We start from the raw sequence: 25,487 nt of genomic DNA on the forward strand, positions 1-25,487 counted from the left end.
GTTAGTCGCCCCAGTCGAACGCGCCTTGCGCCGCGGCCGGTGGCGGCGGCTTGGGTTTAGCCGACGGCACGAGCGGATTGTCGACGGCATGCCATTCGAACAGCTCCACGTCGAGCATGCAGGTGCGCGCCAGGTGCAGCGCCTGCTCCGGTGTCAAGGCGGGGTCGAGCCAGCGGTGCGCGTCTTCCAGGCTGACGGCCACGGGCCGGCGGTCGTGGATGTCGACCATGCCACCGAGGCTGTCGGCCGTCACCAGCACGAAGCCGGCTTCTTCGCGGCTGTGCTTGTACGGCCCGAACTGGGCCAGCGCCAGCAGGAACAGGGGCGCGCGGTCCTTGCGGTGGATGTGCCACGGCTGCTTGCTGCCTTTTTCTCCCGTCCACTCATACCAGCCGTCCACGCAGACGATGCCGCGTCCCGCGCGCAGCAGGGGCTTCCAGTAGGACGCGGCAAGTTTTTCCAGGCGGGCGTTGATGGCGATGGGGATTTTTTTCTTGCCGGGCGCGGGCACGGCTTGCGCGGCCCAGGCGGGGCGGTAGCCCCAGAAGACATCGTCGACCCTGCGCACGCCATCCTGGATATGCAGCACGGGCCGGTAAGTGCCAGGCGACACGTTCAGGTGCGGCTCGGCCTCGCTGTCGAACACCGCGTCGGTCCAGCCGAACGATGACGCCAGCTCGGGCGCCGTACCATTTTGATCGAGTCGTCCACACATGCTGAAATCATACCCGATCACCGGGCGCCGCGAGGCAGGCGCGTGCGTGCTTTCTGTGTGTGATCAAGCGTACAGACTGCTTGCGCGCGCGGGCGCACAGTAAGGTCTGTCAGGTCCCTGACGCTCTCGCCTCGGAGGAAATATGTCTTTTGAAAATCCCACCATCCACAAAGGTTTTATCATCAGCGCCACGGCCAGCCAGCGCCGTGATGGCCGCTGGGTAGGTTCGTATGTCAGCCAGAACCAGGCGTGCGGCGCCTATGCGGATACCTGCGACTATGACGATTGCAGCAATGAAAAAGAAGCGCAGCAACTGGCCTTGTCGATCGGCTGGCGCTTGGCCGATGGCGTGCCGGCGCGCTGAAGCGGCCTTAGCGCTTGCCCCGCAAGGCCAGCACCAGGCCGGCGAACGGCATCAGCAGGGCGGCGCCCAGGCGCACGGAGGTCAGCGATGCGATCTCCACGCCCAGCACATGGGGCAAGGCCAGCAGTAGCAGGGGTGCGGGAACGGCAATTGCGAAGAAAAACAGATACCACGAGTAGCCGTTTTTCTTGGCCAGCAAGGCGATCAGCGCGCAGCCGACGAGGAAGACCAGCGGTAAATTCACAAATTCCATGGTGTTGAGTTTTCATCCGGGAAAGCGCGTCATTATACGCGCCGCCCCGAATGACCGGACGGGCTTGCCCGTGTCAGTTGCCGACGAAATCCGGCGGCTGCGGCGCCTGTTTTCCGGCTAGCTGGCCATCGGCCGGCAGCAAGGCCTTGATGGCGCCGTTATAGATGAGTTCCTGCGCATACGCCGATGCCTCGATCAAGGCCGCATGCACGGACTTGAAACTGCTCGCCGTTTCTATCAATACGGGCTTGGCATACACCTGCTGCGTATCGCCGCGCTTGCTGATCAAAATCATGCCCCGGTAGCGCCCATCCTTCTCCAGCGCCCCCGCCACATGAAATTCATAGCCCCTGATCTGGTGTTTTTGTCCCTGATCCATGTCTCCCGCCTCCAGACCTGATTGTCATGGCTTTGGACTATCCATTCGATTGGAACGGTTGAGTGTTTGATTTGAATCAATACGTTCACAGAAAAGCTTTAACGAGCGTATCGACGTTTGCCGCAAGCGTAGCGAGCGGAGGGGATGTGTGGCTGAGAAGCGCAACCGCACTGAAGTGCGGTGAGCATCGCCAGCCGCAAAGCCCCCCGCGCAGTAGCTTGCGGCAGCCGTCATCACCCAGCGCGAATGGCGCGGATCTGCTGGGCCGTTTCCTCAATCTCCCGATACGCTTCCTGGATATAGCCATTGATCGGGTGTCCATCCATCCACTCGAAATAGGCGCGCTCGTCGTGTTTGATGGCAAAAGGAACGTGGTGGTCGCGTATCGATTCGGCAGTTTCGCGCACCAGCGAGGCAAAAAGCAGCTCAATAGTTTCCATGATGGTCACCTTGTGAGACAGGAATGCAGAGCATTGAATGTAGCACAAAGCGCGCCGCCGGGGCCGCGCGCATCGCTTGTCCGGACCTCAGGCCGGATGGCCGATATGCTCGTACAGGATCACGCAGCCGATGACGATCAGCACGAGGCCGCCCACCAGTTCGGCGCGCCGGCCCGCCACCGTGCCCAGCACGCGGCCCAGCATCACGCCCAGGGTCACCATGACGAAAGTGGAAAAGCCGATGGCGGCGGCTGTGACGACAATATTCGCGCCCAGCAAGGCCAAGCCCGCGCCCACGACCATGGCGTCGATGCTGGTCGCCAGACCGGTGACGGCCAGTACCCAGAACGAGTGCGACTGGGCCGGCGCTTCCTCCTCGTCGCTATCGCTCAAGGCATTGCGTATCATCAGCAAGCCGATGATGCCGAGCAGGCTGAAGGCGATCCAGTGGTCCCACGCTTCCACGTAGGGCGCCGCCACGCTGCCCAGGGCCCAGCCGATGATGGGCGTGATGGCTTCGATGACGCCAAAAATCAGGCCCGTGCGCAGCGCCTCGCGCCATTGCGGCTTGTGCAGAGCGGCGCCCTTGCCCACGGCAGCCGCGAAGGCATCGGTGGACATGGCAAGCGAGAGGGCGGCGGTGGCGGCGAAATTCATCGTTGGCTTTCAGTAGAACCTGGCTGGGATGGGTAGTTGCAAACTATAAACCCGGCGATTTTACCCTACGTACAGCACCACCAAGGAGGCCAGCAGGCAATACGCGCCAAAGAAATGCCAGCGTCCTTGTTCCAGCCAGCGCGACAGCCAGCGCAGGGCCAGCAAGCCGGCCAGGAACGACAGCAGCATGCCCAGCAGGCTGGGGCCGAGCAGATGCAGCAGGCTGTTGCCGTGTTCCAGATGGTCCAGGCTGCCATTTGCCACGGCCTGGTAAAAGCGCCAGCCTTCCTTGACCAGCACGGCCGGCGTCAGCACGACGGCCAGGGCGAAGCTGAATTCCTCGGCGCGGCGCTGCGGCACGCCCATGGCGATACCGGCGGAAATGGTCGCGCCCGAGCGGGAAAATCCCCGGAAGGGCAGGCACAGGCCTTGCACGGCGCCGATCACCATCGCCTTGCCGATGGACAAGGTGCCATGCTGGCGCGCTTGCTGGCGTGAGGACACAATGATCAGTACGCCGGCGGCGGCCAGCGCGGCGGCCATCAGTTTCGCGTTGCCGAACAGGTGTTCGATTTCAAAGCCGGGCGCATCCTTGCTCATGACGTGCGTAATACCCTTCAGCAAGCCAAAGCCGACGATGCCCGTCAGGGCCGTGGCCGCTGCGAGCAGCAGGACATTGCTGCGAAAAGCGCTGGCCGAACTGAAATACGTGGCGCGCCAGGATGCCCAGAAATACACGATGACGGCGAACATGGTGCCCGTGTGCAGCATCACCAGCAGCATGGTCAGCTCCGGCGATGTCGGATCCAGCCCCATCAGCTTTTCCGCCATGATGACGTGGGCGGAGCTGGACACGGGCAGCAGCTCGGCGAAGCCCTGGACGATGGAAAGAATAAATAGTTGAAGAAAACTCATGGGTATCGGTAATCGGGCGGGGAAAGAAGGGCCGCCGATTTTACCTGCCAGGTCCCGTGCTGGCCCCTTGCGCCAGATTACAGTTTGTCCATGTCTTGCTGCCCGGCCGCTTATTGCGGTTTGAACACGGCGCGGAAAGCCTTCAGGGCTGCCGGGTGATAGATCGTGCCATGGGTTTCTTCCGGCATCTTTTCCACATGCCATTGCAAGCCCGACGGCGCCTGTTTCTCCAGCACGTCTGCCAGGCGCTGCACTTCGATGGCGATGCCTGACTCGCTGCTCGACGCCAGGTACAGGCTGCGCTTGCCTGGCTTGCCCTTGGCCAGCAAGGCTGCCGCTTCGCGCGGCAGGGCGCCGCGATTCCACCACAGGCTGGGGTCGAATGCCAGGTAGTGGTCGAACAGCTGCGGTTCCAGCAGATACGTTTCCACGACGAACAGGCCCGCCAGCGATTCGCCGACGATGGCCGTTTCGCCTGTCGTGCGGTAGCGGCGCGCAATTTCCGGCATCAGTTCATCGCGGATGAAGGCCCGGTAGGCGGACGCGCCGCCCACCACGGGAGCGATCTTGCGGTCTTCCGCGCTGTCCGTCGGCCCCGTCAAGTTGCGCCGGCGCTGCGTGTTTTGCATGCCGACCAGCATGAAGGGGCGCATCGTTCCATTCGCTACCGACACTTGCAGCAAGCCGGCCACGTGCAGGAAATCTTCCGCGACGCCACCGTCCGGCATGTACAGCACGGGCAGCGGTGCATCGGGCGCAGTATCCCAGGCACGCGCCATGTACACATTGATGTGGCGCTTTTCCTGCAGCGCCTGCGAATCGATGTTGAAACTTTCACCGATGACGAGCGGCGTAGCCGCGCTGGAGGCCGCGGTAACGGCGGGCGCGGCAGTGGCGAGATGGAAGGGGCTGGACAGCAGCAGGGCGGCGGTGAGGTGCAGTGCAAGGCAGGGGCGGCGCATGTTTTCCTGTGATAAGAGTTGGATCGATGGCATGTACTCGTATGGACATGCCATCGGGCGATTCTATCTTATCTTTGAGGCAGCATTACTTGATCGTCAAGAGTTGCCGATCGCGCACGATGCCGGCCTTGTCGACCGTGTAGCCAACCAGCAGCGCGCCATCCTCGGCGCAGGCATGGCAGGTCATCAGGGGCGTGGAAAACAGCAGGCGCTGGCCGCCATCGTCGGTGGCCGTGCTGCCGACGAAATCGGCGGGCGCAAACGGGACGGAGTCCGGATGGGCGGCGGCAAACGCGCGCCAGGCCCGTGTGGCGCGGTCTTCCTCGCGCACGGAACCTTCGTCGATGTCGATGGCCGCGCCATCGCTGCCGATCAGCAAGGTGCCTTCATTCGTGTTGGCGCGAAACGGATAGGTGACGGTGGCCAGGGCCGCCTTGCCCAGCGGACGCCAGGCCGAGATGAAGCCCGCCTTGTTTGCTTTCACCAGCATCCTGGCGGCGGCGATGGCTTGCGGACGCGCGCCGCTGCGCTGCATGGTGCGCAGCAGGCAGACGTCGGGCGCCGTCGGCGATTGTTCGCTGCGGCAAGCCGACAGCGAGCGTTCCTGCCAGACGGCGCGCGCGTCGATGGGGCCGGTAGCTTGGGCATGGGCCGCCTGCATGGCGGCCAGGCCGGTGAAAGCAAGGGCGCTCAATACGCGGCGGGAAGATCGTGTGGACATGGGCGTCTTTCAATAGCGGAAACAGAAGAGCTTCCGATTATAGGAGGGGGCTGGAGTGGAAGCGCGCACGGGATGGTCTTGCCGGCGTCCGGCTTGTGCCTCGGTCAGCGCTTTTTTGCCGCCGCCTGGCGCAAGGCCTTGGCTTCCTGCTTGTTGGGGATGTGCGGGCGCGTGGCCAGCTCGGCCTTGACGGCGGCGATGGCGGCGCCGAACAGCTGTTCGGCCTGCTCGACGCTGGCGCCCGCATAGTGCTGCTGGTTGGATTGGGCGGCGCGCAGCCGGCGCAGCAGCGCCAGCAATTGCTTGCCGTACAGGGCGTGCAGATCTTGCGCCAGCACTTGGGCGCCCAGCGTGACCTCCACATGCTCGGGGGCGAGCATGCGCAGCAAGGCCTGGCCTGCGGGTTGGGCGACTGGGGTCAGTTTGGGCTTGTCCATCGGCAGTGTATAGCTCCGTGAAGAATTACAGGTATTCCCAGATTTCATCGAAGGTTTCGCGCGCGAAATCGTTGCGCCAGGCTTCCGAATTCTTTTCGCGGCTGACGGCAAACACGGCGCGCCATGTCTGCTTTGGCGAGCTCGTGTAGGTTGCGGCGATCGTTTGCAGGCCGGCCGTGCATTGCTCGACCTTGCAGCCGCTCTTCGCCAGTTGCTGGGCGGCAGGCGCCCATGCCACGGGCACCTTGACGACCTGGCATTCGAAGCTGACGGCCGTCGTTTGCATGCCGTTTTGCACCGTCACGGGGTCCGCCTTGGTGACTTGGCACACGGCGCCATTCTTGGCGGCGATGACATTGGCGGCCAGCAGTTCGGCGGCCGGCGTGACGGCTGCGCGCATGTCGGCGGGGAACAGGTCGGCGATCAGCTTGCCTGTTTGCGTTGGAAACTGGGCGTCCGCTGCCTTCAGGGCGCTGTACGACGCGTATTCGGCGCTTTGATGGCCCGCCAGGCGCGTGGGGCGCAGGTAGGCGTTGAGTTTGGCGACGCTGGCTTCATCCTGGTTGATGATGGTCTTGATATACAGGTCGGCGACGGCCAGCGGCGCCAGTTCGACGGCGGTGGATTCAGCCGCCATGGCGGACTGCATCAGCGCGGCGGCGAGGGTGGCGGCCAGCAGTCTGGCGGCAGGAAATGGCTTGTGCATGTGTTTTCTCCATGATTCAATGTCAGGCGCCAAAAGATGCTTTTCGGCAATTTCGGCGCCCGCATTATAGATGGTGAAAGTCATAACGTTGCACACTTCAGGCGTGCGCCTTGCTGGCCGCTTCAAGCAAGGCCAGCAGCAGCTCCTTGCGCCGGCCTTGCGCCTTGCGCGCCAGTGCCGCCAGTTTTTCCAGCTTGCCCCAGACCGGATACAGCATGTGCTCGACCAGATAGCCGTCCAGCCCTTGCAGTTGCTGGCAGAACAGTTCCAGTTTCTCGATATCCTCCAGTTCCGCCTGGATCCTGACCTTTGCGTTATCCGTGCACGCGCGCAGGCACGCCGCCAGCACAGGGGCGGAGTCGCGCGTGACGCCATGTCGTTCGGCAAAGGCCGCCGTGAACTGGTCCTGCACGGACTGGTGTTCCTCGTCGACGTTGGCCATGTAGTGCTGCACGAGCGGGAAATAGCGGGCATCGAGCAAGCCCAGCCCAAACACGGCATAGCTGCCGGGCATGCAATTCTTTTCGCCTTCCGTGTCGGCATAGAATTCGAATTGCTCGATGGCGGCGCGCGCATACGCTTCCAGTTGCGGCCGCAGGGACGCATGGGCGAGGGCGTTGGCAAAGAATCGGTGCGTATCGGATTTGGCCAGTCCCTTGATCGGCAAATATGCCTTGACCTTGGATTTGAGCTTGATCTGGTAGCTTTTCGGGAAACCGGCTTGCAGCAGATGCGTGATGAAGGCCAGCGCCTGCGCATACGCGCCGTCCTCTTCCTGTGTGATGGTGATGCTGATCGTGGCAAACACATCGTTGGCGCGGCATTCCAGCAGCGCGTTTTTCACGTGGATGTCGGCATCGGGGAAGGTGCCGCTGCCTTCCTTGAGCATGCGCACGGCCCGTTCGCTGCCCAGTTCGCGCGCGATTTCCAGGAATTTGAGGCCTGTCGATTTGGCATAGCTCGGTTCGTGCCGCAGTATCATGACGGCGCCATACAGCAGCAGGTCGATCGGCGCCAGCGCCTGCGCGTCTGGCGCCGCGCCCGCCTTCAAGCTGTATTCCGCGCTGCGGTAGCTCGATTGCCGCACATCATAGAACTGCGGCAGGAATTGATTTTCCGCCCAGGCCGACACGGCCCGGATGATATCGCCGCGATGTTCGGCCAGCGCCTGCGGGCGTGATTTGTTCAGCTGCTCGATGCGTTCGAATTGCGCCAGCGTCCAGCCGATATCGGGCTGCGGAAACAGCTGGGGATCGAGCAGGTGGCGCGACAGGAAGAAGGTTTCCAGCTTTTTCGTTGGCCGCTTGCCGTGTTCAAGTTTTTGCGTGACGTAGCTGTGTATGCGCTCGAGCAGGGTCTTGCGCTTGCCTTCGTTGACGTAGTCGAGCAGGTTCAGGTGCAGCATGCCCTGTGCCGTCTGGAATTTGCCGCGAAAGTTGAAGCGGTAGTCGATCAGGGGCGTGTCCGCCAGTGTTTCCAGCTTCGCTAGCACAATGGCAACCAGTTGGGGCGCGATGATGTCGCGCACGACGGCTTCATCGAGGCGCGATGGCGTCCTCCTTGGTGCGAAATCCTCGGCATCGGCCAGCTGGAAATCGTCGGCCATGCTGCGTCCAGGTTTGTAGTCGAGCAATAACTCGTTGAAGATGCCCATTTGTAAGGTGGTGCGATTCACGGCGCTTTCCAGGTCGGTGCGCTTCAGGCGCTCGACAAACCACTCTTCTACGGCTGCCATCATTTCCCCCGTTGCCTGCTCTAACAGTGTGCTCATTGACTTCCTTGCATTGTGGGCGACGGTGCCATCGCTTGCCGTCACGATCATGTTTAATATAAAACACTATTTTAGGTGCCATGCCTGGCTGCAACAAGGGCCACACACGAGCGACTACTGGTATGCACTTATGTTCGGTGGCAGACGGTAGCTTGCGCACCTTGCCGCTATTCTCGGCGTATTCCCAGCGGGAAATGGCGCCGAGCTTGCGCCATTGCCGCGACAACCTTGCCAGGAGCCGCCCGGCCATGCCCTATGAAATTCTCCGCGACAGCATCGCGCTCGAGCAGGCGGGTGACGCCATCCGCTTCCACTTGTCCGTCTTCGGGGCGGAAAAGACGTGCCGCATCACCGTCACGGCATTGCACAGCCTGGACCAGGGGCAGGGCGGCGACTTGCTGGCCATCTTCGACACCCACCGCCTGCGCATCGGCCAGCGTGCCTTCTCCTACCTGAGCCGCGATCTGCTGGTCAGCGGCGTGGTGTTGCGCGCACTTGATTTCTAGTCACTTTTTCCTGCGACCATGCCCGTGACCTGGCCAGGTATGGTATTTCCGCACAGATCGTCAAGTAAATGCAGGTATGGCTGGACGGAAATGTTACATCTCGGTATTCTGCGCATGATACTTATTTCTATACAGAAAAAGGTAAGAGGGCGGTTCGGGCCGGCGGCAACGCGGCGCGCGCTGCCACGCAAGGTCAGGCATGCAAAGGTGAAGTCGTCCGCTTGCTGAGCGAAACGGTCGTGTTTCGGCTCGCGGCGGGCAGGGAACAGTGCTGTCATCTTTAAAATAGTAGGAGAGGTTGCTCATGGATGCAGAAAAGGATGTTGTGTACGGTACAGAAGATTTGTTGATGAGTTTGTGCAACTCGGTGGTTCGGGTGCTCAACGTTGCAACACAAAGCAAGGTCAATTATTCAGGCATGGTGCAGCGCATCACCAAGACGGGCCTGAAGCCGGACATCGGCTGCTTCGTGATGTTCGATGGCGGTTTCACGGGCCTGGTCGTGCTCAATTTTGCCGCCGATACGGCGATGGAAATCTACGAGCGCTACATGTTGCACATGGGTATGCCGAAGTCGGAGCTGGCCAGCTTCTACACATCGGACGAAGTGTCGAACATCATGGGCGAGCTGATGAACCAGATCGTGGGCGACTTCACGGGCAAGGTACGCCGCGAGCTGCAAACGAACATCACCCAGAGCCAGCCGAAGATGCTGGTGCTGAACAAGCAGGTGATGCTCAGTGTCGACACGCCGCTGGACCGCCCGGAAATGCGCCGCGTCACTTTCTACACGGAAAAGAACAATATTTTCTATCTGGAACTGGCGATCGACCGTACCGAGTTCATCAAGCTGCACGATTTCGATTCGCGCGAAGTCGATGCCGACTCGCTGATGGATGGCGAATTCGCGAACCGCGAACGTAACGCCGCCCCGGCACCTGCGGCGGAACCGGAAGACGACGACAACGCCGACCTGCTCAAGTCGTTGGGCATGTAAGCAGCGCTTGTTGACCGTGGTTGACAATGGCTGGCGGCAGTTTTGCCGCCAGCCATTGCTGTTTACAGCCTACAAGGTCTTGCTCATGAACACCCGGCTCGTCCCTTCGGGGCTGCAGGCAATGTCGCCGAAGCGGCGCCAGCCGCGGCGCTCGTAAAATTCGGGCGCCTGGAAACTGATGGTGTACAGCACCGCCGAGCCGCAGCCGCGCCGGCGTCCTTCTTCTTCGAACTGCCCCAGTATCTGGCTGCCCAGGCCCAAGCCTCGCAAGGCGGCGGGCAAGTAAAACAAATCGAGAAACAGCAGGCCCAGCGAGGTCCGGCCCATGGCGCCGCCCAGCACCCGCTGGCTGTCGCGGTCGCGCACGACCACGCTCAATACCTGCCTGTCCTGGTATCCCGTGATCGCATCGTTATAGGCGTTCAAGCCCTCGAGGATGGTTTGTTCGACCTCCGCGTCGATCGTGGCGCTGACACAGATGGTGTAGGGTAATTCGCTGAGCGGGTGTGCAGGCATGCTGGGCAGGCAAATAGTAAATAACTGTATAAATATACAGTATTTTGACTATTTTCGCCCGCTTATTATTGCAACGTCAATGTGTCCATGCGGCGCTTGCCGACCATGCCGCCTTGCTGGCTGTCGTCGAGCGACCAGTACTCAAGCGCATACGCATAGCTGCCATCAATGATGGTCAGCGTTTCCTTCTGGCGGCCGTTGGGCGCCTTGTAGTACAGGCGCCGCGCGGGCCTGCCATCCACCGTCTGCTTGAACGATTGCGCCGCCATGCTGGCGCGCTTGCCCGTCTTGCCCGCCATCGACATCGCCGTGATCGTCACGTAGGCCCGGTCCGGGCAGCGGGCCAGCAGGTGGGCGCCGCTGAGGACGGTGGGCTGCGTTTGGTCCAGCGGGAAACCGAACGGTTGCACGCCGACGATATCCTGGCATCCCATCTGTCGCGCCAGGCCGGTCAGCGTTGCCGGATCGAGCGCGCTCGTATAGTGTTTTTCAACGGCCTGCGCCTGACCCAGCGCCAGGCGGCGCTCCAGTTCGGCCAGCGAGATGTCGCTGGGCACGGGCAGCGGCGCGGGCGCGTCGGGATCGGCCGCACTGGATGTTTCCGCCCGCATGCGCGAGGCGACAGAGTGGCTGCTCCCGGCCGTGCCATCGAGGGCATGGGCGAGTGACGTGGCGCTGGCAAGGGCGATTGCCAGCGATAAAGCTGGGTGTTTCAGCATGAAATGTCCCGGTTAACGTGCAGCCATCGCCGACGCAATCTCGATCGAACTCAGTTTCCAGCCCCACACGCCATGGCGCAGCAGGACCAGCGCACCTTCCTGTGCATTACCATCCTTCGCGCGCACGACGAAGGTGTTCAAGCCGGCATAGCCTGCCGAATACCCGGCCTTTTTCTGCGCGCCGTCGGCGGGTGCATCCGCGTTCGTATTCGCATCCGCCTGCGGGCTGACGGCGCTCTTGTTGACCAGCGCGACGACGCCGGCAGGCGAGACCATGGTGTCGACCATCTTGCCCAGCATGGCGCTGGCGATCGACTGGCCCAGGGCGGCCAGCGGGTTGTCGCTGCCGGCGGTCGCTGCGATGCTGCGCTCCATGCTGGCCTCCAGCTGCGTCTTGACGCTGGCGCGCAGGGCGGGGAAGTCCACGTGTTCGGCCAGGGCTTCGGCGTTGCGCTCGGCCAGCGCAGCCTTGATCTGGTGCAAGGCGTAATACGGCGAGGCATAGGCGGTGGCGGCGATGGCAACGATGGCCACGGCCGCGGCAATGGTGATTTTTTTCAAGTGAAGCCTGCTAGGTGGAGGGTGGAAAATGGATGGCACGCAGCGTATCTGCTAAATGGAAATACGGCAATCATATTTTCTTGCCATTATTTCTCCGCATGCACTCGGGGCGCCCTCGGCGGACCACTATAGAGTGATGAGGGTGGGTGCTGTATAATGGGAGAAAAGTATTTAACTAGCTGTTTTAACTGAATAAAGACCCAATATCACATGCTATCTACAGCAAATATTACGATGCAGTTTGGCGCCAAGCCATTGTTTGAGAATATCTCCGTCAAGTTCGGCGACGGCAACCGCTATGGTTTGATCGGCGCGAACGGCTGCGGCAAGTCGACGTTCATGAAGATCCTGGGCGGCGACCTGGACCCGTCGGGCGGCAACGTCATGCTCGATACCAATGAGCGCCTGGGCAAGCTGCGCCAGGATCAGTTCGCGTTTGAAGACATGCGCGTCCTCGACGTCGTCATGATGGGCCACACGGAAATGTGGGCCGCCATCCAGCAGCGCGACGCGATCTACGCGAACCCGGAAGCGACGGACGACGACTACATGCAGGCGGCCGAACTGGAAGGAAAAGTGTCCGAATACGACGGCTACACGGCCGAATCGCGCGCCGGCGAACTGCTGCTGGGCGCCGGTGTCGCCATCGACCTGCACCAAGGCCCGATGAGCAATGTGTCGCCAGGCTGGAAGCTGCGCGTGCTGCTGGCGCAGGCGCTGTTCTCGAACCCGGACATCCTGCTGCTCGACGAGCCGACGAATAACCTGGACATCAACACGATTCGCTGGCTGGAAGACGTGCTCAACGAGCGCAACTCCACCATGATCATCATTTCCCATGATCGCCACTTCCTGAACCAGGTGTGCACCCACGTGGCCGACATGGACTACGGCACCCTGAAGATTTATCCAGGCAACTACGACGAATACATGTTCGCCTCGACCCAGGCGCGCAACCAGCAACTGGCCAACAACGCGAAAGCGAAAGACAAGGTTGCCGAGCTGCAGGAATTCGTGCGCCGCTTCGCCGCGAACAAGTCGAAGGCCCGCCAGGCGACGTCGCGCGCCAAGCAGATCGAAAAGATCAAGGTCGACGACATCAAGCCATCGTCGCGCGCCTATCCGTTCGTGCGTTTCGACGGCGAAAAGAAATTGCACCGCCTGGCCGTGGAAGTCGAGAACATCTCGAAAGGCTTCGATCGCCAGCTGTTCAAGAACTTTTCCATCATGGTCGAGGCGGGCGAACGCATTGCCATCATCGGCGCCAACGGCGCCGGCAAGACCACCATGCTGCGCTGCATCGCTGGCGATATCGCCGGCTTGCAGCCTGATCAAGGCCGCGTGAAGTGGGCGGAAAACGCCAACGTCGGCTACATGCCGCAAGACCCGACGGAAGATTTCGCCAAGGACACGAACCTGACCGACTGGATCGGCCAGTGGACGAAAGAGGGCGACGACGACCAGGCCGTGCGTTCCATCCTGGGCCGCTTGCTGTTCGGCGGCGACGATGTCAAGAAGGCCGTCAAGGTGCTGTCCGGCGGTGAAAAAGGCCGCATGATGTACGGCAAGCTGATGCTGGGCCGCCACAACGTGCTGATGCTCGATGAACCGACCAACCACATGGACATGGAATCGATCGAATCCCTGAACATCGCGCTGGAAAAATACGCGGGCACCCTGATCTTCGTGTCGCATGACCGCGAATTCGTTTCTTCGCTGGCCAACCGCATCATCGAGATCAAGGAAGATGAAGTGGTTGATTACCGTGGCAATTACGAAGACTATTTGAAGAGCCAGGGTATTGATTAATTTGTAGGGTAACGTTGTGTCGGATTATGCGCTGTGCGCTAATCCGACCTACGCTAGTAGGCAGGCCATGTAGGTCGGATTAGCGTAGCGTAATCCGACAATGCCGGCCAGCGAGGCCACCCAGCACCACACCGACGCGCCGCGGTCCATTCGTTCCGGCGCAACTGCTTTATTGCAATCGTGCCGGTCTATCCCGTTTTTGTTTGACACAGCCATGCAAACTTTAGCCATCAAATCCGTCGAGTACGAACATCCACAAGACGGAGCCAGCTGCACTGCCCACGCCTGGGCACGCACGCCAGCGACGCCGTCCCCGGCCGAGAAAGCCGAACTGATCACGCGCATCAAGCGCCTGCTGATCGAGCGCGAAGCCGTGCTCGTTGCCCACTACTACGTTGATGCCGACCTGCAAGACCTGGCCGAAGCCACGGGCGGCTGCGTCTCCGATTCCCTGGAAATGGCCCGCTTCGGGCGCGACCATCCGGCCAAGACCCTCGTCGTGGCCGGCGTGCGTTTCATGGGTGAAACGGCAAAGATTCTCAGTCCCGAGAAAACCGTCTTGATGCCCGACCTCGACGCGACCTGTTCGCTCGACCTCGGTTGCCCGGTCGATGAATTCACGGCCTTCTGCGACGCCCATCCGGACCGCACGGTGGTGGTGTACGCCAACACCAGCGCGGCCGTCAAGGCGCGCGCGGACTGGATGGTGACCTCGTCCATCGGCCTCGACATCGTGGCCCACCTGCATGCGCAGGGCAAGAAAATCCTGTGGGCACCTGACAAGCACCTGGGTTCCTACATCCAGAAGCAAACGGGCGCCGACATGCTGCTATGGCAGGGTAGCTGCCTCGTGCATGACGAATTCAAGGGCATCGAACTCGATCTGCTCAAGGAAGAGTATCCGCAAGCCAAGGTGCTCGTGCACCCGGAGTCGCCCGCGAACGTGGTGGCGCTGGCCGACATGGTGGGTTCCACGTCGCAAATGATTGCGGCAGCGCAAACCATGGACACGGACACTTTTATTGTCGCCACCGACAACGGCATCCTGCACAAGATGCGCGCGGCCGCGCCAGGAAAACGTTTCATCGAAGCGCCCACGGCCGGCAACAGCGCCACCTGCAAGAGCTGCGCGCACTGCCCGTGGATGGCCATGAACGGCTTGCTGAACCTGGCGCAGACGCTGGAAAATATGCACAACGAAATCCACGTCGATCCTGCCGTCGGCCAGCTTGCCGTGCGCTCGATCAACCGCATGCTCGACTTCGCCACCGCCAAGAAGGCGGGCCTCAAGCCGGGCGCGGACCTGGCAAAAGAAACCACATTGTTCCAAGGAATCGGTCCAGCATGAGTACCCTCGTTAATTCTTTCGCCCCTTTCGATCCGGCCCTGGCGCGCGCGTTCGAAGGCAATTTGCTGGCTGCTTTGCTGGAAGACGTGGGCCAGTGCGACCTGACGGGCGAGCTGGTGCCGTCCGACCACATCGTCACTGCCCGTGTGATCGTGCGCGAAGCGGCCGTGCTGTGCGGCGCGCCGTGGTTCGAAGGCATCATGAAAAGCCTGGATCGCAGCATCGACATTGCCTGGCATTACGCCGAAGGCGACATGATGACGGCCGACAGCGTTGTCTGCACGATTGAAGCGCCGGCGCGCGCCTTGCTCACGGCCGAGCGCAGCGCCCTCAATTTCCTGCAACTGCTGTCCGCCGTGGCCACGGCCACGCGCCAGTATGTCGACGTGATCGCCGGCACCAAAGCGTCCATTCTCGACACGCGCAAGACCTTGCCAGGCCTGCGCCTGGCGCAAAAGTATGCGGTGCGCGTCGGTGGCGGCAAGAACCAGCGCCTGGCCCTGTACGACGGCATCCTGATCAAGGAAAACCATATCGCGGCCGCGGGCGGCGTCAGCCAGGCCCTGGAAAACGCGCGCAATCTCGACGCGGGCGTGCCCGTGCAAATCGAGGTGGAAACCCTGGCGCAATTGCGCGAAGCGCTCGATGCGGGCGCTGTCTCCGTCTTGCTCGATAACTTCAGCAACGACATGATGCGCGAAGCCGTGGCCTTGACCGGTGGCCGCGCCTTGCTCGAAGCGTCGGGCGGCATCAATTTCGACACCGTGCGCGCCATTGCCGAAACGGGCGTGGACCGCATCTCGATCGGCAGCCTGACCAAGGATGTGCGGGCCACCGATTACTCCTTGCGCATCGTCGGCTGATGAAAAAAGCAGGGCGGCGCCTGCTGGCCTTGGCGCTGCTGTGGCCGGCATTTGCCGTGCCCCTGCAGGCACGCGAGCTGCTGGCCGTGGGCGCGCAGTTCGAACGCGTGTTCGAATACCAGGAGGGTGGCGAGTATGGCGGACTGGGCGCGGAACTGCTGCGCCTGATGGCGGCACGCACGGGTAACACCGTGCGTTTTCGCATGGTGCCGTGGGCGCGCGCGCAAGCCATGCTGGTGCAGGGCCAGGCCGATATCTTGATCGGTCCCTACAAGACGCCCGAGCGCATTGCCAGCATGGCCTTTTCCGACAAGCCGTTTTACCAGGACCAGATGGTTTTTTATACGCGCCAGAACGCCAGCTTCAGCTGGGACGGCGACTACGCGATGCTGAAGAACCGCAGGGTGGTGCTGCTCAATGGCTGGGCCTATGGCGCGGAATGGGAGCGCGTGCGGCCCGGCTTGCAGGTCAGCGTGGCCAACAACGTGGAAAATGGCTTGAAGATGCTGGTGCACAATCACGTCGACGTCTTCGTCAGCAACCGTCGCAATACCGATCCCGTCATCGCCCGCCTCGGCTATGGACGCCAGGTGAAACCCCTGCCCAGAATCATCGAACTGCAAAACGGCTATTTTGCCTTCCCCCGTTCGCCCACTTTCGACAAGCTGCGTGTGCAGTTCGACCAGGAACTGAATAACCTGATCGAGACGGGCGAGCTGAAAAGACTGGGCAAGCGCTACGACGTCAGCTTGCCTTGATAGACGCATGCCGGCCGGCAGGGCGGCATGCGTGGGTCCTCGTGAATCATTTACAACTGGCGTGCCTCGAACGTATTGCACTGGGCAATCTGACCGCTCTCGATGCCCTTGGTAAACCAGCGTACGCGCTGCTCCGAGGTGCCGTGTGTAAATGAGTCCGGCACGACATGGCCTTGCGCCTGGCGCTGCAGCGCATCGTCGCCGATGGCCGTGGCCGCTTTCAGGGCCGCTTCCACATCGCCCTGCTCGAGGATCTTGCGGTCCTGATTCGCGTGATAGGCCCATACGCCGGCAAAGCAGTCGGCCTGCAATTCCAGGCGCACGGACATGGCGTTGGCCTGGCGCTCCGATTGCGTGCGGCGCGCATTGTCGACCTTTTCCGACAGGCCCATCAGGTTTTGCACGTGGTGGCCCACTTCATGCGCGATCACGTACGCTTCGGCGAATTCGCCCGAGACCTTGAAACGCTGCTGCATCAGGTTGAAAAAATCGAGGTCCAGATAGACTTTCTGGTCGCCGGGGCAGTAGAAGGGCCCGCTGGCGCTCTGGCCCGTGCCGCAGGCCGTCGGGATACTGCCCGAGAACAGCACCAGCTTGGGTTTCACATAGCTGCCGCCCTCGGCCTTGAACAGGGCGCCCCACGTGTCTTCCGTATCGGCCAGCACGGTTTTCACGAAGCGGGCCATCTCGTCCGATTCGGGTGGCTGGCGCGCCGGGACCTGGCTTTGCTGGGTGCTGACCTGGCCGCCACCGCCGCTGAGCAGATTGAGCAAGGTCAAGGGATTGACGCCCAGTACATACGAGCCGACGAGGGCGATGACGATGGTGCCAATGCCGATCGAGCGCCCGCCAAAACCAAAGCCGCCACCGCCGCCTCCGCCGCCATCTTCGCCACGGCGATCTTCCACATTGTCGCTTTCGCGATTGCCTTCCCATTTCATGATATTTACTCCTGCTGCGATTTGCGATTGATTGGTGACGTCTGAATATGTTTCTTGCGACGAATCTTGTTATTATCGCAGTAAACTGCGTCGCGAAAGAGGTGACAATGTTACCCTTTGCAACTTTCCACCCACTCCACAACAGGTACACGCATGGCGCTTGCCAACGATACACTCATTTCGCCAACGGCGGTGGTCCAGGCGCAACTGGACGCCTACAACGCGCATGACGTGCCGGCCTTGCTGGCCATCTACGCAGATGATGCGCAGCAATTCCAGCACCCCGATACCTTGCTGGCGCAGGGCGGCGCGCAGATCGGCCCCCGTTTCACGGCCCGTTTCGCGGCAAGCCGGCCGCGGGCGCAGTTGCTCAATCGTATAGCCTGCGGCAAGCTGGTGATCGACCATGAAATCGTCCATGGCGATACGGACGATGGCGTGTCGGCACAGGAACTGGTGGCGACGTATGAGGTGGAGCAGGGACGCATCAGCCGTGCCTGGTTCAACTTTGGCGCGTTGACGCGCTTGCGCGTGGTGCTGCCGGCCGATGTGCCGGCAATGAATGCGCTGATCGCCCGTTCCGGCGTGGCGCTGAGCGCGGGGTTTTATACGCAGGAACAGGCCGAGGCCGTGACGCGCCACGTGTTCGGCGTCGATACGCAGCTCGTGGCGGACCGGACGTATTTCGTGATCGAACGCGATGGCGCCATGCTGGCTTGCGGCGGCTGGAGCCAGCGCGCCACCCTGTATGGCGCCGACCGCGCCAAGAGCGGGCCGGATCCGCTGCTCGATCCGGCCAGCCAGCCGGGCCGCATCCGCGCCTTCTTTGTCGAACCAGGCGCCGCCCGCCAGGGCCTGGGCAGCATGCTGATGCGCCATTGCGAACGCCAGGCGCTGGCCGCCGGTTTTACCGCCCTGGAACTGGCCGCCACCTTGCCCGGGGTGCCGCTGTATCTGGCCAGCGGCTTTGCCGTGACGGAAGAGTTTCATCTGGACTTGCCCGATGATATCAAGCTGCCGCTGGCGCGCATGCACAAGCAGTTGTAAAACCATGTTTTACCAGGGCAGCGGCGCCTTTTCCCCGTTGGCATGCTCACCGTAATACAGCGATGGCAGGAAGCGCGACAGATAGGTAAATTCGCTGTAGCAATGGCGCAGCAAATTCAGGCCCAGTACGTCGGGCACGTCGCGCACGGGGTCCAGGCTATTGCGGCCCAGCAAGAAGCGGCTGCGCAGCACGCAACCTGTGGGCGTATCACGGGTCAAATGCAGCATCTCGCCATCGAGCGGGTCGCCCAGCGGGTCCAGTTGCACGTGCTCGCCAAAGCCGATGCGCGCGCAGATGGCAGCCGACAGGGTGCCGCTATCCTTGGCCTGCTGCAGTTGCGCCGGATCAAATACCTCCTTCGGATCATGGAACTTCAGCTTGGCTTTCACGGGCGGAATGTCGCCCAGCGATTCCACGGCCTCGATCGAGGCGCCATAGTAACTCTCTCCCTTTTTCCACGCATTGTTCCAGCCGTGATGTGCCACGTGGTCGTGCGGATGCCACCACTTGATGTGCTGGGTCGTTTCGAAAAACGTAAACCACCAATCCAGCATGCGCCCGCTGCAGCCGTGCAGTTCCGTGCGCGCCGCCACCAGCAGACAACCGTCTTCCAGGCGCTTGATGCCGGTTTCCAGGTGCAAGGGAAACGGGTCGAGCAAGTCGCCCGTGCTGATGATGCTCCATGGGAATTCCATATGTTTCGTCATATCGTTCTCCTTTGTTGGGGTGGACCAATTATATATTAAAGAAACGATTTTCGTTTCCTAAATATGTTTCAGTGTAAAATTGCCCATCGATCAAGCTTGGAGCCGGCATGCAGGAAGAAGAGAGCAAGGCTGTGCGTGGACGGGGCCGTCCGGCGCGCCCGCCCGAGGAAGCGCGCGAGGCGGCTGTGCAAGCGGCCACCTGGCTGCTGCTGCACGAAGGCTATGCGGCCACGACCATGGAAGCGGTGGCGCGCCACGCGGGCATGGCCAAGAAGTCGCTGTATCAATACGCGGCCAACCGCGAGGAACTGGTCGCCCTGGTGGTGCGCGGCTGGACGGATGCGTTCCTGCCTGCCATGGCGCACGATGCGGCCGGGCCTGGTGACGTCTTGCCTCTGTTAAAAGAGATATTGCAGGCGATGGCGGCGCGCGTGCTGACGGCGGATGCTGTGGGCCTGTTCCGCCTGCTGTGCACGGAGTTTCCCGCGCGTGCGGACTTGCTGGCCGTGTATCAGCGCAACGGCATCGAGCGGGGCACGGCGATGCTGGCCGAATGGCTGGGCCGCCAGGCCGCGCGCGGCCACATGACGATCAGCAATGCGCCTGAACTGGCTGGCCTGCTGCTGGCCATGGTGATTGCCGAGCCGCTGCGGCAGATGGCGCTGGGCTTGCTGGCGTCCGTGCCGGCCTGGGATGCCGCGCCGCGCATCGACGCCGTGCTGCGTCTGCTGGGCGGGTCGGCGTTCAGCGTGGCTGGTGCTTCAACGCCTCGCGGTAGCTGAGCGCAGACAGTTGCTGGCGGTGCTTCGTTGCAAAAAACAGCACCTCTGCCGGCGCGTGGCGCGCGTAATCGCGCAGGGCCCAGCCGATGGCCTTGCGGATGAAAAACTCGTCTTCATGGGCCAGCGCCAGCGCCGCGCCGAACAGCCAGCCGGCATCTGTGTCGGCGCGCCAGCCCAGCTGGTGCAGCATGGCGATGCGGCGCAGCCAGAAGTCTTCATGGAGCAGCGCGTCATCCATGTGCGCATGGCCGTCGCCGCCGCGCTGGTGCTCCGCCTGCAGCACCTCGCCGACGATGCCCGCCATGCCGTCGACGCTGTCCCACCAGGCCCGCTGGCGCGCCAACGCCAGCAGGGCGGGGAGGTGAGCGATGTTCAGCTGGCGCCAGTGCAGGGCCAGCATGTCGAGCGCCACGTGCTGGTATTCGCGTTCCGGCTGTTGCCACAGCAGCTGCGCGTGCTCGAGCAAGGTCGCGGCATCGATGCCCTTCAAGCCCGCCAGCAAGTCCCTGGCGGCCAGTCGCCGCTGCGGCGCTGCAACGCCCAGGAAAACGAACTGGTCGCGCATATACGCCTGCATGGGCGCCGCGCGGCCCGGTTCGGCAGCAGCTTCGAGTGCGATTTTTAATTCCGTGTGCAAGTCCATGCTGTTTTCCCATGTTCAGACGTAAAAAAAGCGCTCCGTGGAGCGCCTTTTCATCTTCATCCGATATTACTGGATTTTTGCTTTCTTCATCAAGTCATCGCGGTAAGCGGCGAGTTTCTTCTGTTGCAGCGACTCGGCCACTTGACCCTTGACTTCTTCCAGTGCCGGCAGCTTCGTCGGACGGGTTTCTTCCAGCTTGATCACGTGGAAACCGAATTGCGATTGCACTGGCGTTTGCGTGACCTGGCCTGGTTTCAAAGCAACCATGGCGTCGGAGAATGGCTTCACGTACGAAGCTGGGCTGGCCCAGTCCAGGTCGCCGCCATTGGCTGCGGAACCGTCTTTCGATACTTTCGCCAGTTCTTCGAACTTGGCGCCGCCTTTCAGCTTGGCGATGATGTCTTTCGCTTCCGCTTCGGTGGCCACCAAGATGTGGCGTGCATGGTATTCCTTGTCGCCCGCTTGTGCCTTGAACTTGTCGTACTCGGCCTTGATTTCAGCATCCTTGACAGGGTTCTTCTTGACGTAGTCGGCCAGCAGGGCGTTGATGATGATGCTTTGACGGGCATTGTCGATCTGCGACTTGACTTCCGGACGCGTGCCGTAGCCTTGCTTGTCGGCTTCCTGGATCAGCACTTCACGGCCGATCAGGTCTTTTTTGATGGCTTCGCGCAATTGCGGAGAATCCGCTTGCTTGCCTTGGGCGACGACTTGCTTGACGACCTGGTCAACGCGCGACGACGGGATGGCCTTGCCATTCACTGTGGCGACGTTTTGCGCGAACGCAGGGATCGCTACAACGGCGACCAGGGCTAAGATCAAACGGGCTGGCTTCAAAATCATGTTCATTCCTAATAAATATACTAAAAATCGATACGCGCGGCTGTCGCGCAGTGCGCATTCAGGCGCAGAATACACGACCGGCGCCGAAAAGGGCGCCGGGGAGGTCAGTTCTTACTGAACTTTCGCTTTTTTGATCATTTCTTCCTGATACGCTTGCAGTTTCTTTTGCTGCAGCGCTTCGGCGATCTGTGGCTTGACTTCTTCCAGGGTCGGCAGTTTTGCCGCGCGGGTGTCGTCCAGCTTGATCACGTGGAAACCGTTAGGCGTTTGCACCGGGGTGTCGGTGACCTGGCCTTTTTGCAGTTTCACGAAGGCGTCCGAGAATACTTTCGGGAACGACGATGGGGCTGCCCAGTCCAGGTCGCCGCCGTTGTCGGCTGAACCGGTATCTTTCGATTGCTTGGCCAGATCTTCGAACTTGGCGCCGCCTTTCAGCTTGGCGATGATGTCTTTCGCTTCCGCTTCGGTGCCGACCAGGATGTGGCGCACGTGGTATTCCTTGTCGCCGGTCTGGGCCACGAACTTGTCGTATTCGGCCTTGATTTCAGCGTCGTTGACCGGGTTCTTTTTCAGGTAGTCGCCGACCAGGGCGTTGATGACGATGGCCTGGCGTGCGTTCTCGATTTGCTGCTTGACTGCTGCATCTTTACCGAAACCTTTGTTTTCCGCTTCTTGCATCAGCACTTCACGGCCGATCAAGTCTTTCTTGATCATTTCGCGCAGTTGCGGCGAATCCGGTTGCTGGCCTTGGGCGACGACTTGCTTGACGACTGCATCAACGCGCGACGATGGGATAGGCTTGCCATTAACAACGGCAACATTTTGCGCAAAAACAGGTACCGCGACAACGGCGAGTAGTGCGATCAGCAAGCGGGCTGGCTTAAAAGTCATTATTAAATCCTGTTAGGGAAAGTTTCGTAAAAAACGCATGGGAAGAAAACGCGTGCATGGCGCTTGCGGCAAACGGCATACCAAGTTGCCCCGGTACGCCAAAAACGCCGTCCTTACACTACTTCGGACGGCGCCAGGGCCACAATCGCCAATGCATGTATCTCATTATGCATCATATCGTGCACGGAATCATACACCAGTCGATGGCGCATGACGAGCCTGAGCCCTTCAAATTGACTAGAAATTATGCGTAGATTGTAATGGCCTCCGCCCGAGGCGGCGCCCGCATGGCCCCGGTGGCGCGCCGAGTCATCTTCCAGCACACATTCCAGAGGGGAAAGTGCCGTTTCCAGGCGGGTACGAATGCGCTGCATGCGCGTTTCCGGCGCGGTGTTTTCAGTGGTGGAGTTCATCATGCGTCTTCCTTGATATGTTTGGCCAGGAACAGGGTTTGCGCCACGATAAAGGCAAAGAAGATGCCCGTCGCGCCAAACGCCTTGAAGCTGACCCAGGCGGCCATGTCGCCCTTGTACAGCACGAAGGCCACGAACAGGTTCAGTGCGCCGATGGCGCCAAAGAAGATGATCCATGCGGCAAGCAGCTGGTTCCACACAACTTCGGGCAATTGCACTTGCGCTTCCATGGTCTTGCGGATCAGGTTTTTCTTGAAACCCACGTGGGCGATCAAGAGGGCCAGGCCGGACAGCCAGTAGATCAGGGTCGGCTTCCATTTCAGGAAGAAATCGTCATGCAGGTAAATGCTGGCGCCGCCGAACACGACAAAGATGAACAGCGACAGCCACAGCATGCCGTCCACCTTGCGCCCGCGCAGCAGCAGATAGCTGACCTGGCAGGCGGTGGCGACGATGCCGACGAGGGTGGCAAGTATCCACGGCGCCTGGTCGGCCTTGATCAAGCCGCCTGACACGAAGCCGGACAAATATTGCTGCACGAAATCGTGCGTGGCCGCTTCATACATGCCGCCCAGCTTGAAGGCGGCGAAGAAGGCGATCAGGGGGAATAGGTCGAATAGAAATTTCATGGCGAGACTTTACACGGGTCTTGTTACATTCATCTTAGGAATGGCTTAGGAGCAAGATGCCCGCCCGCCATTCCAGTGTCTCACGGTTGCGGATCGAAGCGCAGCGATGCCGAATTGATGCAATAGCGCAAGCCGGTCGGCGGCGGGCCGTCCGGGAAGACGTGGCCCAGGTGGGCGTCGCAGACGGCGCAGACGATTTCCGTGCGCACCATGCCATGGCTGCGGTCGACGATTTCCGTCACGTTGGCCGGGTCGAGTGCCTGGAAATAGCTGGGCCAGCCGCAGCCCGAGTCGAACTTGGTGTCCGAGGCAAACAGGGGGGTGTTGCAGCAGACGCAGGTGTAGACGCCATGTTCATGGTGGTCCCAGAACTTGCCTGTGAAGGCCCGTTCCGTGGCCGCGTGGCGCGTGACTTCGTATTGCATCGAATCGAGCATGGCGCGCCATTCGGCGTCGGTTTTCTTGACTTTATTCGTGGTCATAATGACTCCTCAGGATGAGCAACTGACTTCAAGGTGGCTGGCCCAGTCGGGCGGCAGGGCCGCATAGTGCTGGTGTTCGGGCTGTTCGTCAAATGGCTTTTGCAAAACTTCCAGCAATGCCGCCACTTCCGTGTAGTCCTGCTGCTGGGCTTTCTCGATGGCCACTTGCGCCAGGTAGTTGCGCAGCACGTATTTCGGGTTGACCTGGTTCATCGCTGCTTGCCGCTCGGCATCAACGCTGTGCTCCTGCCGCAGGCGCGCGCGGTATTGTGCCGCCCACGTATCGAAGGCGGGGCGGTCGATGAACATGTCGCGCAGCACGGTGTCGTGCTCGGGCGCGGCCACCTGCAGTGTCGACAGGGCACGGAAGAAGTTCGTGAAATCCACGTGATTGGCTTGCATCAGCGCAAACATGCTGTCGAACAGCTGCGTATCGTCGTCCTGGCTCGTTTGCAAGCCCAGCTTGGCACGCAGCAAGGCATTCATCTTCTCCGCAAAAGCGGGCTGGTAGCTGTCCAGCGCCGCCTGCGCCAATGCCACTTCGCCGATCAACGGCAGCAGGGCCTGGCCCAGCGCATAGCAGTTCCAGTGGCCCACCTGCGGCTGGTTGGCATAGGAATAGCGGCCTTGCTGGTCCGTATGGTTGCAGATGTGCTCGGCGTCAAACGCTTCCATGAAGCCGAAGGGGCCGTAATCGAGGGTCAGGCCCAGGATCGACATATTGTCCGTATTCATGACGCCATGCATGAAGCCCACGGCTTGCCACTGCGCAATCATGTGCGCTGTGCGCACGCACACTTCGGCCAGCAAGGCTTGATATGGATTTGATGCGGCGCGCAAATGGGGATAAAAACCATCGATAACGTAATCGGCCAGGATTTTCAGCTCGTCCGGCTGCTTGCGGTAAAACCAGTGTTCGAACGAGCCGAAGCGCACGAAAGTGGGCGCCATGCGCGTGACGACGGCGGCCGTCTCGACGGTTTCGCGCATGATGCCTTGCTGTGAACCCATGATGGACAGTGCGCGCGACGTGGGGACGCCCAGCGCCGCCATGGCTTCCGAGCACAGGAATTCGCGGATGGACGAGCGCAGCACGGCGCGGCCATCGCCCATGCGCGAATACGGCGTGGCGCCGGCGCCTTTCAGCTGCAGTTCCATCGGGCCATCAGCCGTGGCGATATCGCCGAGCAGGATGGCGCGGCCGTCGCCCAGCTGGCCGGCCCAGACGCCGAACTGGTGGCCCGAATACACGGCCGACAGGGGCATCGAACGCTCGGCCACGGCATTGCCGCTCAGCAGCGCCACATAGTCGGGTTCGGCCAGGTGCGCCGCATCGAGGCCGATGAGGGCCGCGGCTGGCGCGCTGGCGGCCACGAAATACGGGGCGGGCAGGGGCGTGGGCATCAAGCGCGTATAGAACGCGGGCGGCAAGGCCGCAAAGGCGTTATCCAGTGGTAAGGTATGAGCGGTGATGGCAATTCCAGTCAAATAAGAGGTGGCGGCACGGTGCGCCAGCCTGGAATGCGATTTTACCGCACAGCGCCAAGGCGCGTGGCGGGCGCGGTAGTGGGTATCCGCACGGCAAAAAACGGAACCGAAAATTCCATGCTGCGTCGCAATATCGAAATGCGTTGACGATTTCCGCACGACCGTACGAAACTAGGGAAAATCTTTAATTTCCAACAATAAGCAAGTATCCAACCCAGGAGAC

The 25,487-nt window shown here is 61.3% G+C and carries 32 protein-coding genes; 9 read left to right on the forward strand and 23 right to left on the reverse strand.

Annotated features, from left to right (window positions below):
* Nucleotide 1: 1 nt before the first annotated feature.
* Nucleotides 2-715, reverse strand: a complete 714-nt coding sequence (locus tag SKZ59_RS09605; RefSeq protein WP_319991546.1) for an SOS response-associated peptidase — start codon at nucleotides 713-715, stop codon at nucleotides 2-4.
* A 142-nt stretch (nucleotides 716-857) separates the two neighbouring features.
* Between SKZ59_RS09605 and SKZ59_RS09610 the strand changes: the two genes are divergently transcribed.
* Complete coding sequence (locus SKZ59_RS09610; RefSeq protein ID WP_034756009.1) at nucleotides 858-1,079, forward strand: hypothetical protein; 222 nt, start codon at nucleotides 858-860, stop codon at nucleotides 1,077-1,079.
* Between the two features lie 7 nt (nucleotides 1,080-1,086).
* Here SKZ59_RS09610 and SKZ59_RS09615 read toward each other — a convergent pair whose 3' ends face one another.
* The 10 genes from SKZ59_RS09615 to SKZ59_RS09660 all read right to left on the reverse strand — a co-directional run bounded on the left by SKZ59_RS09615 (nucleotide 1,087) and on the right by SKZ59_RS09660 (nucleotide 8,320).
* Nucleotides 1,087-1,332 (reverse strand): hypothetical protein, encoded by a 246-nt coding sequence (locus SKZ59_RS09615; RefSeq protein ID WP_319991547.1) that lies wholly within the window; start codon nucleotides 1,330-1,332, stop codon nucleotides 1,087-1,089.
* A 73-nt stretch (nucleotides 1,333-1,405) separates the two neighbouring features.
* Nucleotides 1,406-1,711 (reverse strand): hypothetical protein, encoded by a 306-nt coding sequence (locus SKZ59_RS09620; RefSeq protein WP_034756011.1) that lies wholly within the window; start codon nucleotides 1,709-1,711, stop codon nucleotides 1,406-1,408.
* 233 nt (nucleotides 1,712-1,944) lie between these two features.
* Nucleotides 1,945-2,151, reverse strand: coding sequence for a hypothetical protein (locus tag SKZ59_RS09625; protein WP_034756014.1), 207 nt, complete (start codon nucleotides 2,149-2,151; stop codon nucleotides 1,945-1,947).
* Between the two features lie 87 nt (nucleotides 2,152-2,238).
* Nucleotides 2,239-2,808, reverse strand: a complete 570-nt coding sequence (gene mntP / locus SKZ59_RS09630; protein ID WP_034756017.1) for a manganese efflux pump MntP — start codon at nucleotides 2,806-2,808, stop codon at nucleotides 2,239-2,241.
* Between the two features lie 60 nt (nucleotides 2,809-2,868).
* Nucleotides 2,869-3,723: an undecaprenyl-diphosphate phosphatase gene (locus tag SKZ59_RS09635; RefSeq protein ID WP_319991548.1), complete on the reverse strand. Its 855-nt coding sequence runs from the start codon at nucleotides 3,721-3,723 to the stop codon at nucleotides 2,869-2,871.
* 110 nt (nucleotides 3,724-3,833) lie between these two features.
* Nucleotides 3,834-4,685, reverse strand: a complete 852-nt coding sequence (locus tag SKZ59_RS09640) for an alpha/beta hydrolase (RefSeq protein WP_319991549.1) — start codon at nucleotides 4,683-4,685, stop codon at nucleotides 3,834-3,836.
* Between the two features lie 85 nt (nucleotides 4,686-4,770).
* Nucleotides 4,771-5,406 (reverse strand): hypothetical protein, encoded by a 636-nt coding sequence (locus SKZ59_RS09645; protein ID WP_319991550.1) that lies wholly within the window; start codon nucleotides 5,404-5,406, stop codon nucleotides 4,771-4,773.
* Nucleotides 5,407-5,510: 104 nt separating this feature from the next.
* Entirely contained in the window at nucleotides 5,511-5,843 is a 333-nt protein-coding gene (locus tag SKZ59_RS09650) for a hypothetical protein (protein WP_319991551.1), read from the reverse strand.
* Between the two features lie 25 nt (nucleotides 5,844-5,868).
* On the reverse strand, nucleotides 5,869-6,549 hold the full coding sequence (locus tag SKZ59_RS09655) for a hypothetical protein (RefSeq protein WP_319991552.1): 681 nt from the start codon (nucleotides 6,547-6,549) through the stop codon (nucleotides 5,869-5,871).
* 97 nt (nucleotides 6,550-6,646) lie between these two features.
* Nucleotides 6,647-8,320 carry a DUF6138 family protein gene (locus SKZ59_RS09660; RefSeq protein ID WP_319991553.1) on the reverse strand — a complete coding sequence of 558 codons (1,674 nt, stop codon included), beginning with the start codon at nucleotides 8,318-8,320 and terminating at the stop codon, nucleotides 6,647-6,649.
* A gap of 248 nt (nucleotides 8,321-8,568) precedes the next feature.
* Here SKZ59_RS09660 and SKZ59_RS09665 point away from each other — a divergent pair, with 248 nt between their 5' ends.
* On the forward strand, nucleotides 8,569-8,826 hold the full coding sequence (locus SKZ59_RS09665) for a DUF1488 family protein (RefSeq protein ID WP_034756033.1): 258 nt from the start codon (nucleotides 8,569-8,571) through the stop codon (nucleotides 8,824-8,826).
* Nucleotides 8,827-9,130: 304 nt separating this feature from the next.
* Nucleotides 9,131-9,823: a DUF3334 family protein gene (locus SKZ59_RS09670; protein WP_034756036.1), complete on the forward strand. Its 693-nt coding sequence runs from the start codon at nucleotides 9,131-9,133 to the stop codon at nucleotides 9,821-9,823.
* 69 nt (nucleotides 9,824-9,892) lie between these two features.
* Here the strand turns inward: SKZ59_RS09670 and SKZ59_RS09675 are convergent, their stop codons facing one another.
* From SKZ59_RS09675 to SKZ59_RS09685, 3 genes are all read right to left on the reverse strand, one after another.
* A complete protein-coding gene (locus tag SKZ59_RS09675; RefSeq protein WP_319991554.1) occupies nucleotides 9,893-10,339 on the reverse strand; it encodes a GNAT family N-acetyltransferase in 447 nt (148 codons plus the stop codon).
* 65 nt (nucleotides 10,340-10,404) lie between these two features.
* A complete protein-coding gene (locus tag SKZ59_RS09680) occupies nucleotides 10,405-11,058 on the reverse strand; it encodes a hypothetical protein (RefSeq protein ID WP_319991555.1) in 654 nt (217 codons plus the stop codon).
* 12 nt (nucleotides 11,059-11,070) lie between these two features.
* Nucleotides 11,071-11,619 carry a DUF2939 domain-containing protein gene (locus tag SKZ59_RS09685; protein ID WP_319991556.1) on the reverse strand — a complete coding sequence of 183 codons (549 nt, stop codon included), beginning with the start codon at nucleotides 11,617-11,619 and terminating at the stop codon, nucleotides 11,071-11,073.
* Between the two features lie 210 nt (nucleotides 11,620-11,829).
* On the opposite strand from SKZ59_RS09685, the gene SKZ59_RS09690 reads away from it, so the two are divergent.
* The 4 genes from SKZ59_RS09690 to SKZ59_RS09705 all read left to right on the forward strand — a co-directional run bounded on the left by SKZ59_RS09690 (nucleotide 11,830) and on the right by SKZ59_RS09705 (nucleotide 16,397).
* Nucleotides 11,830-13,428, forward strand: a complete 1,599-nt coding sequence (locus SKZ59_RS09690) for an ABC-F family ATPase (RefSeq protein WP_034756044.1) — start codon at nucleotides 11,830-11,832, stop codon at nucleotides 13,426-13,428.
* A 214-nt stretch (nucleotides 13,429-13,642) separates the two neighbouring features.
* Nucleotides 13,643-14,776 carry a quinolinate synthase NadA gene (nadA, locus tag SKZ59_RS09695; protein WP_070302520.1) on the forward strand — a complete coding sequence of 378 codons (1,134 nt, stop codon included), beginning with the start codon at nucleotides 13,643-13,645 and terminating at the stop codon, nucleotides 14,774-14,776.
* The gene (gene nadC / locus SKZ59_RS09700; protein WP_319991557.1) at nucleotides 14,773-15,639 is read left to right on the forward strand and encodes a carboxylating nicotinate-nucleotide diphosphorylase; all 867 of its coding nucleotides are present in this window, start codon (nucleotides 14,773-14,775) and stop codon (nucleotides 15,637-15,639) included. The genes nadA and nadC overlap by 4 nt, the downstream gene beginning before the upstream one ends.
* Nucleotides 15,639-16,397: a substrate-binding periplasmic protein gene (locus tag SKZ59_RS09705; protein WP_319991558.1), complete on the forward strand. Its 759-nt coding sequence runs from the start codon at nucleotides 15,639-15,641 to the stop codon at nucleotides 16,395-16,397. The genes nadC and SKZ59_RS09705 overlap by 1 nt, the downstream gene beginning before the upstream one ends.
* Nucleotides 16,398-16,447: 50 nt before the next feature.
* Here SKZ59_RS09705 and SKZ59_RS09710 read toward each other — a convergent pair whose 3' ends face one another.
* Nucleotides 16,448-17,338 (reverse strand): neutral zinc metallopeptidase, encoded by an 891-nt coding sequence (locus tag SKZ59_RS09710; protein WP_319991559.1) that lies wholly within the window; start codon nucleotides 17,336-17,338, stop codon nucleotides 16,448-16,450.
* 153 nt (nucleotides 17,339-17,491) lie between these two features.
* Between SKZ59_RS09710 and SKZ59_RS09715 the strand changes: the two genes are divergently transcribed.
* Nucleotides 17,492-18,385, forward strand: coding sequence for a GNAT family N-acetyltransferase (locus SKZ59_RS09715; RefSeq protein ID WP_319991560.1), 894 nt, complete (start codon nucleotides 17,492-17,494; stop codon nucleotides 18,383-18,385).
* 9 nt (nucleotides 18,386-18,394) lie between these two features.
* Here the strand turns inward: SKZ59_RS09715 and SKZ59_RS09720 are convergent, their stop codons facing one another.
* Nucleotides 18,395-19,093 (reverse strand): DAPG hydrolase family protein, encoded by a 699-nt coding sequence (locus tag SKZ59_RS09720; RefSeq protein WP_413774539.1) that lies wholly within the window; start codon nucleotides 19,091-19,093, stop codon nucleotides 18,395-18,397.
* 107 nt (nucleotides 19,094-19,200) lie between these two features.
* Between SKZ59_RS09720 and SKZ59_RS09725 the strand changes: the two genes are divergently transcribed.
* On the forward strand, nucleotides 19,201-19,875 hold the full coding sequence (locus SKZ59_RS09725) for a TetR/AcrR family transcriptional regulator (RefSeq protein ID WP_034756065.1): 675 nt from the start codon (nucleotides 19,201-19,203) through the stop codon (nucleotides 19,873-19,875).
* Here the strand turns inward: SKZ59_RS09725 and SKZ59_RS09730 are convergent.
* From SKZ59_RS09730 to SKZ59_RS09760, 7 genes are all read right to left on the reverse strand, one after another.
* On the reverse strand, nucleotides 19,838-20,518 hold the full coding sequence (locus SKZ59_RS09730; protein ID WP_319991561.1) for a DNA alkylation repair protein: 681 nt from the start codon (nucleotides 20,516-20,518) through the stop codon (nucleotides 19,838-19,840). The two genes, SKZ59_RS09725 and SKZ59_RS09730, sit on opposite strands and share 38 nt — an antisense overlap.
* A 66-nt stretch (nucleotides 20,519-20,584) precedes the next feature.
* Entirely contained in the window at nucleotides 20,585-21,361 is a 777-nt protein-coding gene (locus SKZ59_RS09735) for a peptidylprolyl isomerase (protein ID WP_319991562.1), read from the reverse strand.
* Between the two features lie 111 nt (nucleotides 21,362-21,472).
* Nucleotides 21,473-22,252, reverse strand: coding sequence for a peptidyl-prolyl cis-trans isomerase (locus tag SKZ59_RS09740; RefSeq protein ID WP_034756076.1), 780 nt, complete (start codon nucleotides 22,250-22,252; stop codon nucleotides 21,473-21,475).
* A gap of 113 nt (nucleotides 22,253-22,365) precedes the next feature.
* The gene (locus SKZ59_RS09745) at nucleotides 22,366-22,668 is read right to left on the reverse strand and encodes a BolA family protein (protein WP_235194306.1); all 303 of its coding nucleotides are present in this window, start codon (nucleotides 22,666-22,668) and stop codon (nucleotides 22,366-22,368) included.
* The gene (locus tag SKZ59_RS09750) at nucleotides 22,665-23,294 is read right to left on the reverse strand and encodes a septation protein A (protein WP_219328973.1); all 630 of its coding nucleotides are present in this window, start codon (nucleotides 23,292-23,294) and stop codon (nucleotides 22,665-22,667) included. The genes SKZ59_RS09745 and SKZ59_RS09750 overlap by 4 nt, the downstream gene beginning before the upstream one ends.
* An 80-nt stretch (nucleotides 23,295-23,374) precedes the next feature.
* Entirely contained in the window at nucleotides 23,375-23,776 is a 402-nt protein-coding gene (msrB, locus tag SKZ59_RS09755) for a peptide-methionine (R)-S-oxide reductase MsrB (RefSeq protein WP_034756083.1), read from the reverse strand.
* 9 nt (nucleotides 23,777-23,785) lie between these two features.
* A complete protein-coding gene (locus SKZ59_RS09760; protein ID WP_413774548.1) occupies nucleotides 23,786-25,291 on the reverse strand; it encodes a protein adenylyltransferase SelO in 1,506 nt (501 codons plus the stop codon).
* Between the last annotated feature and the right edge of the window lie 196 nt (nucleotides 25,292-25,487).

The organism is Janthinobacterium sp. GMG2 (assembly GCF_033949445.1).
In the GTDB taxonomy this organism is placed as follows: domain Bacteria; phylum Pseudomonadota; class Gammaproteobacteria; order Burkholderiales; family Burkholderiaceae_D; genus Janthinobacterium; species Janthinobacterium aestuarii.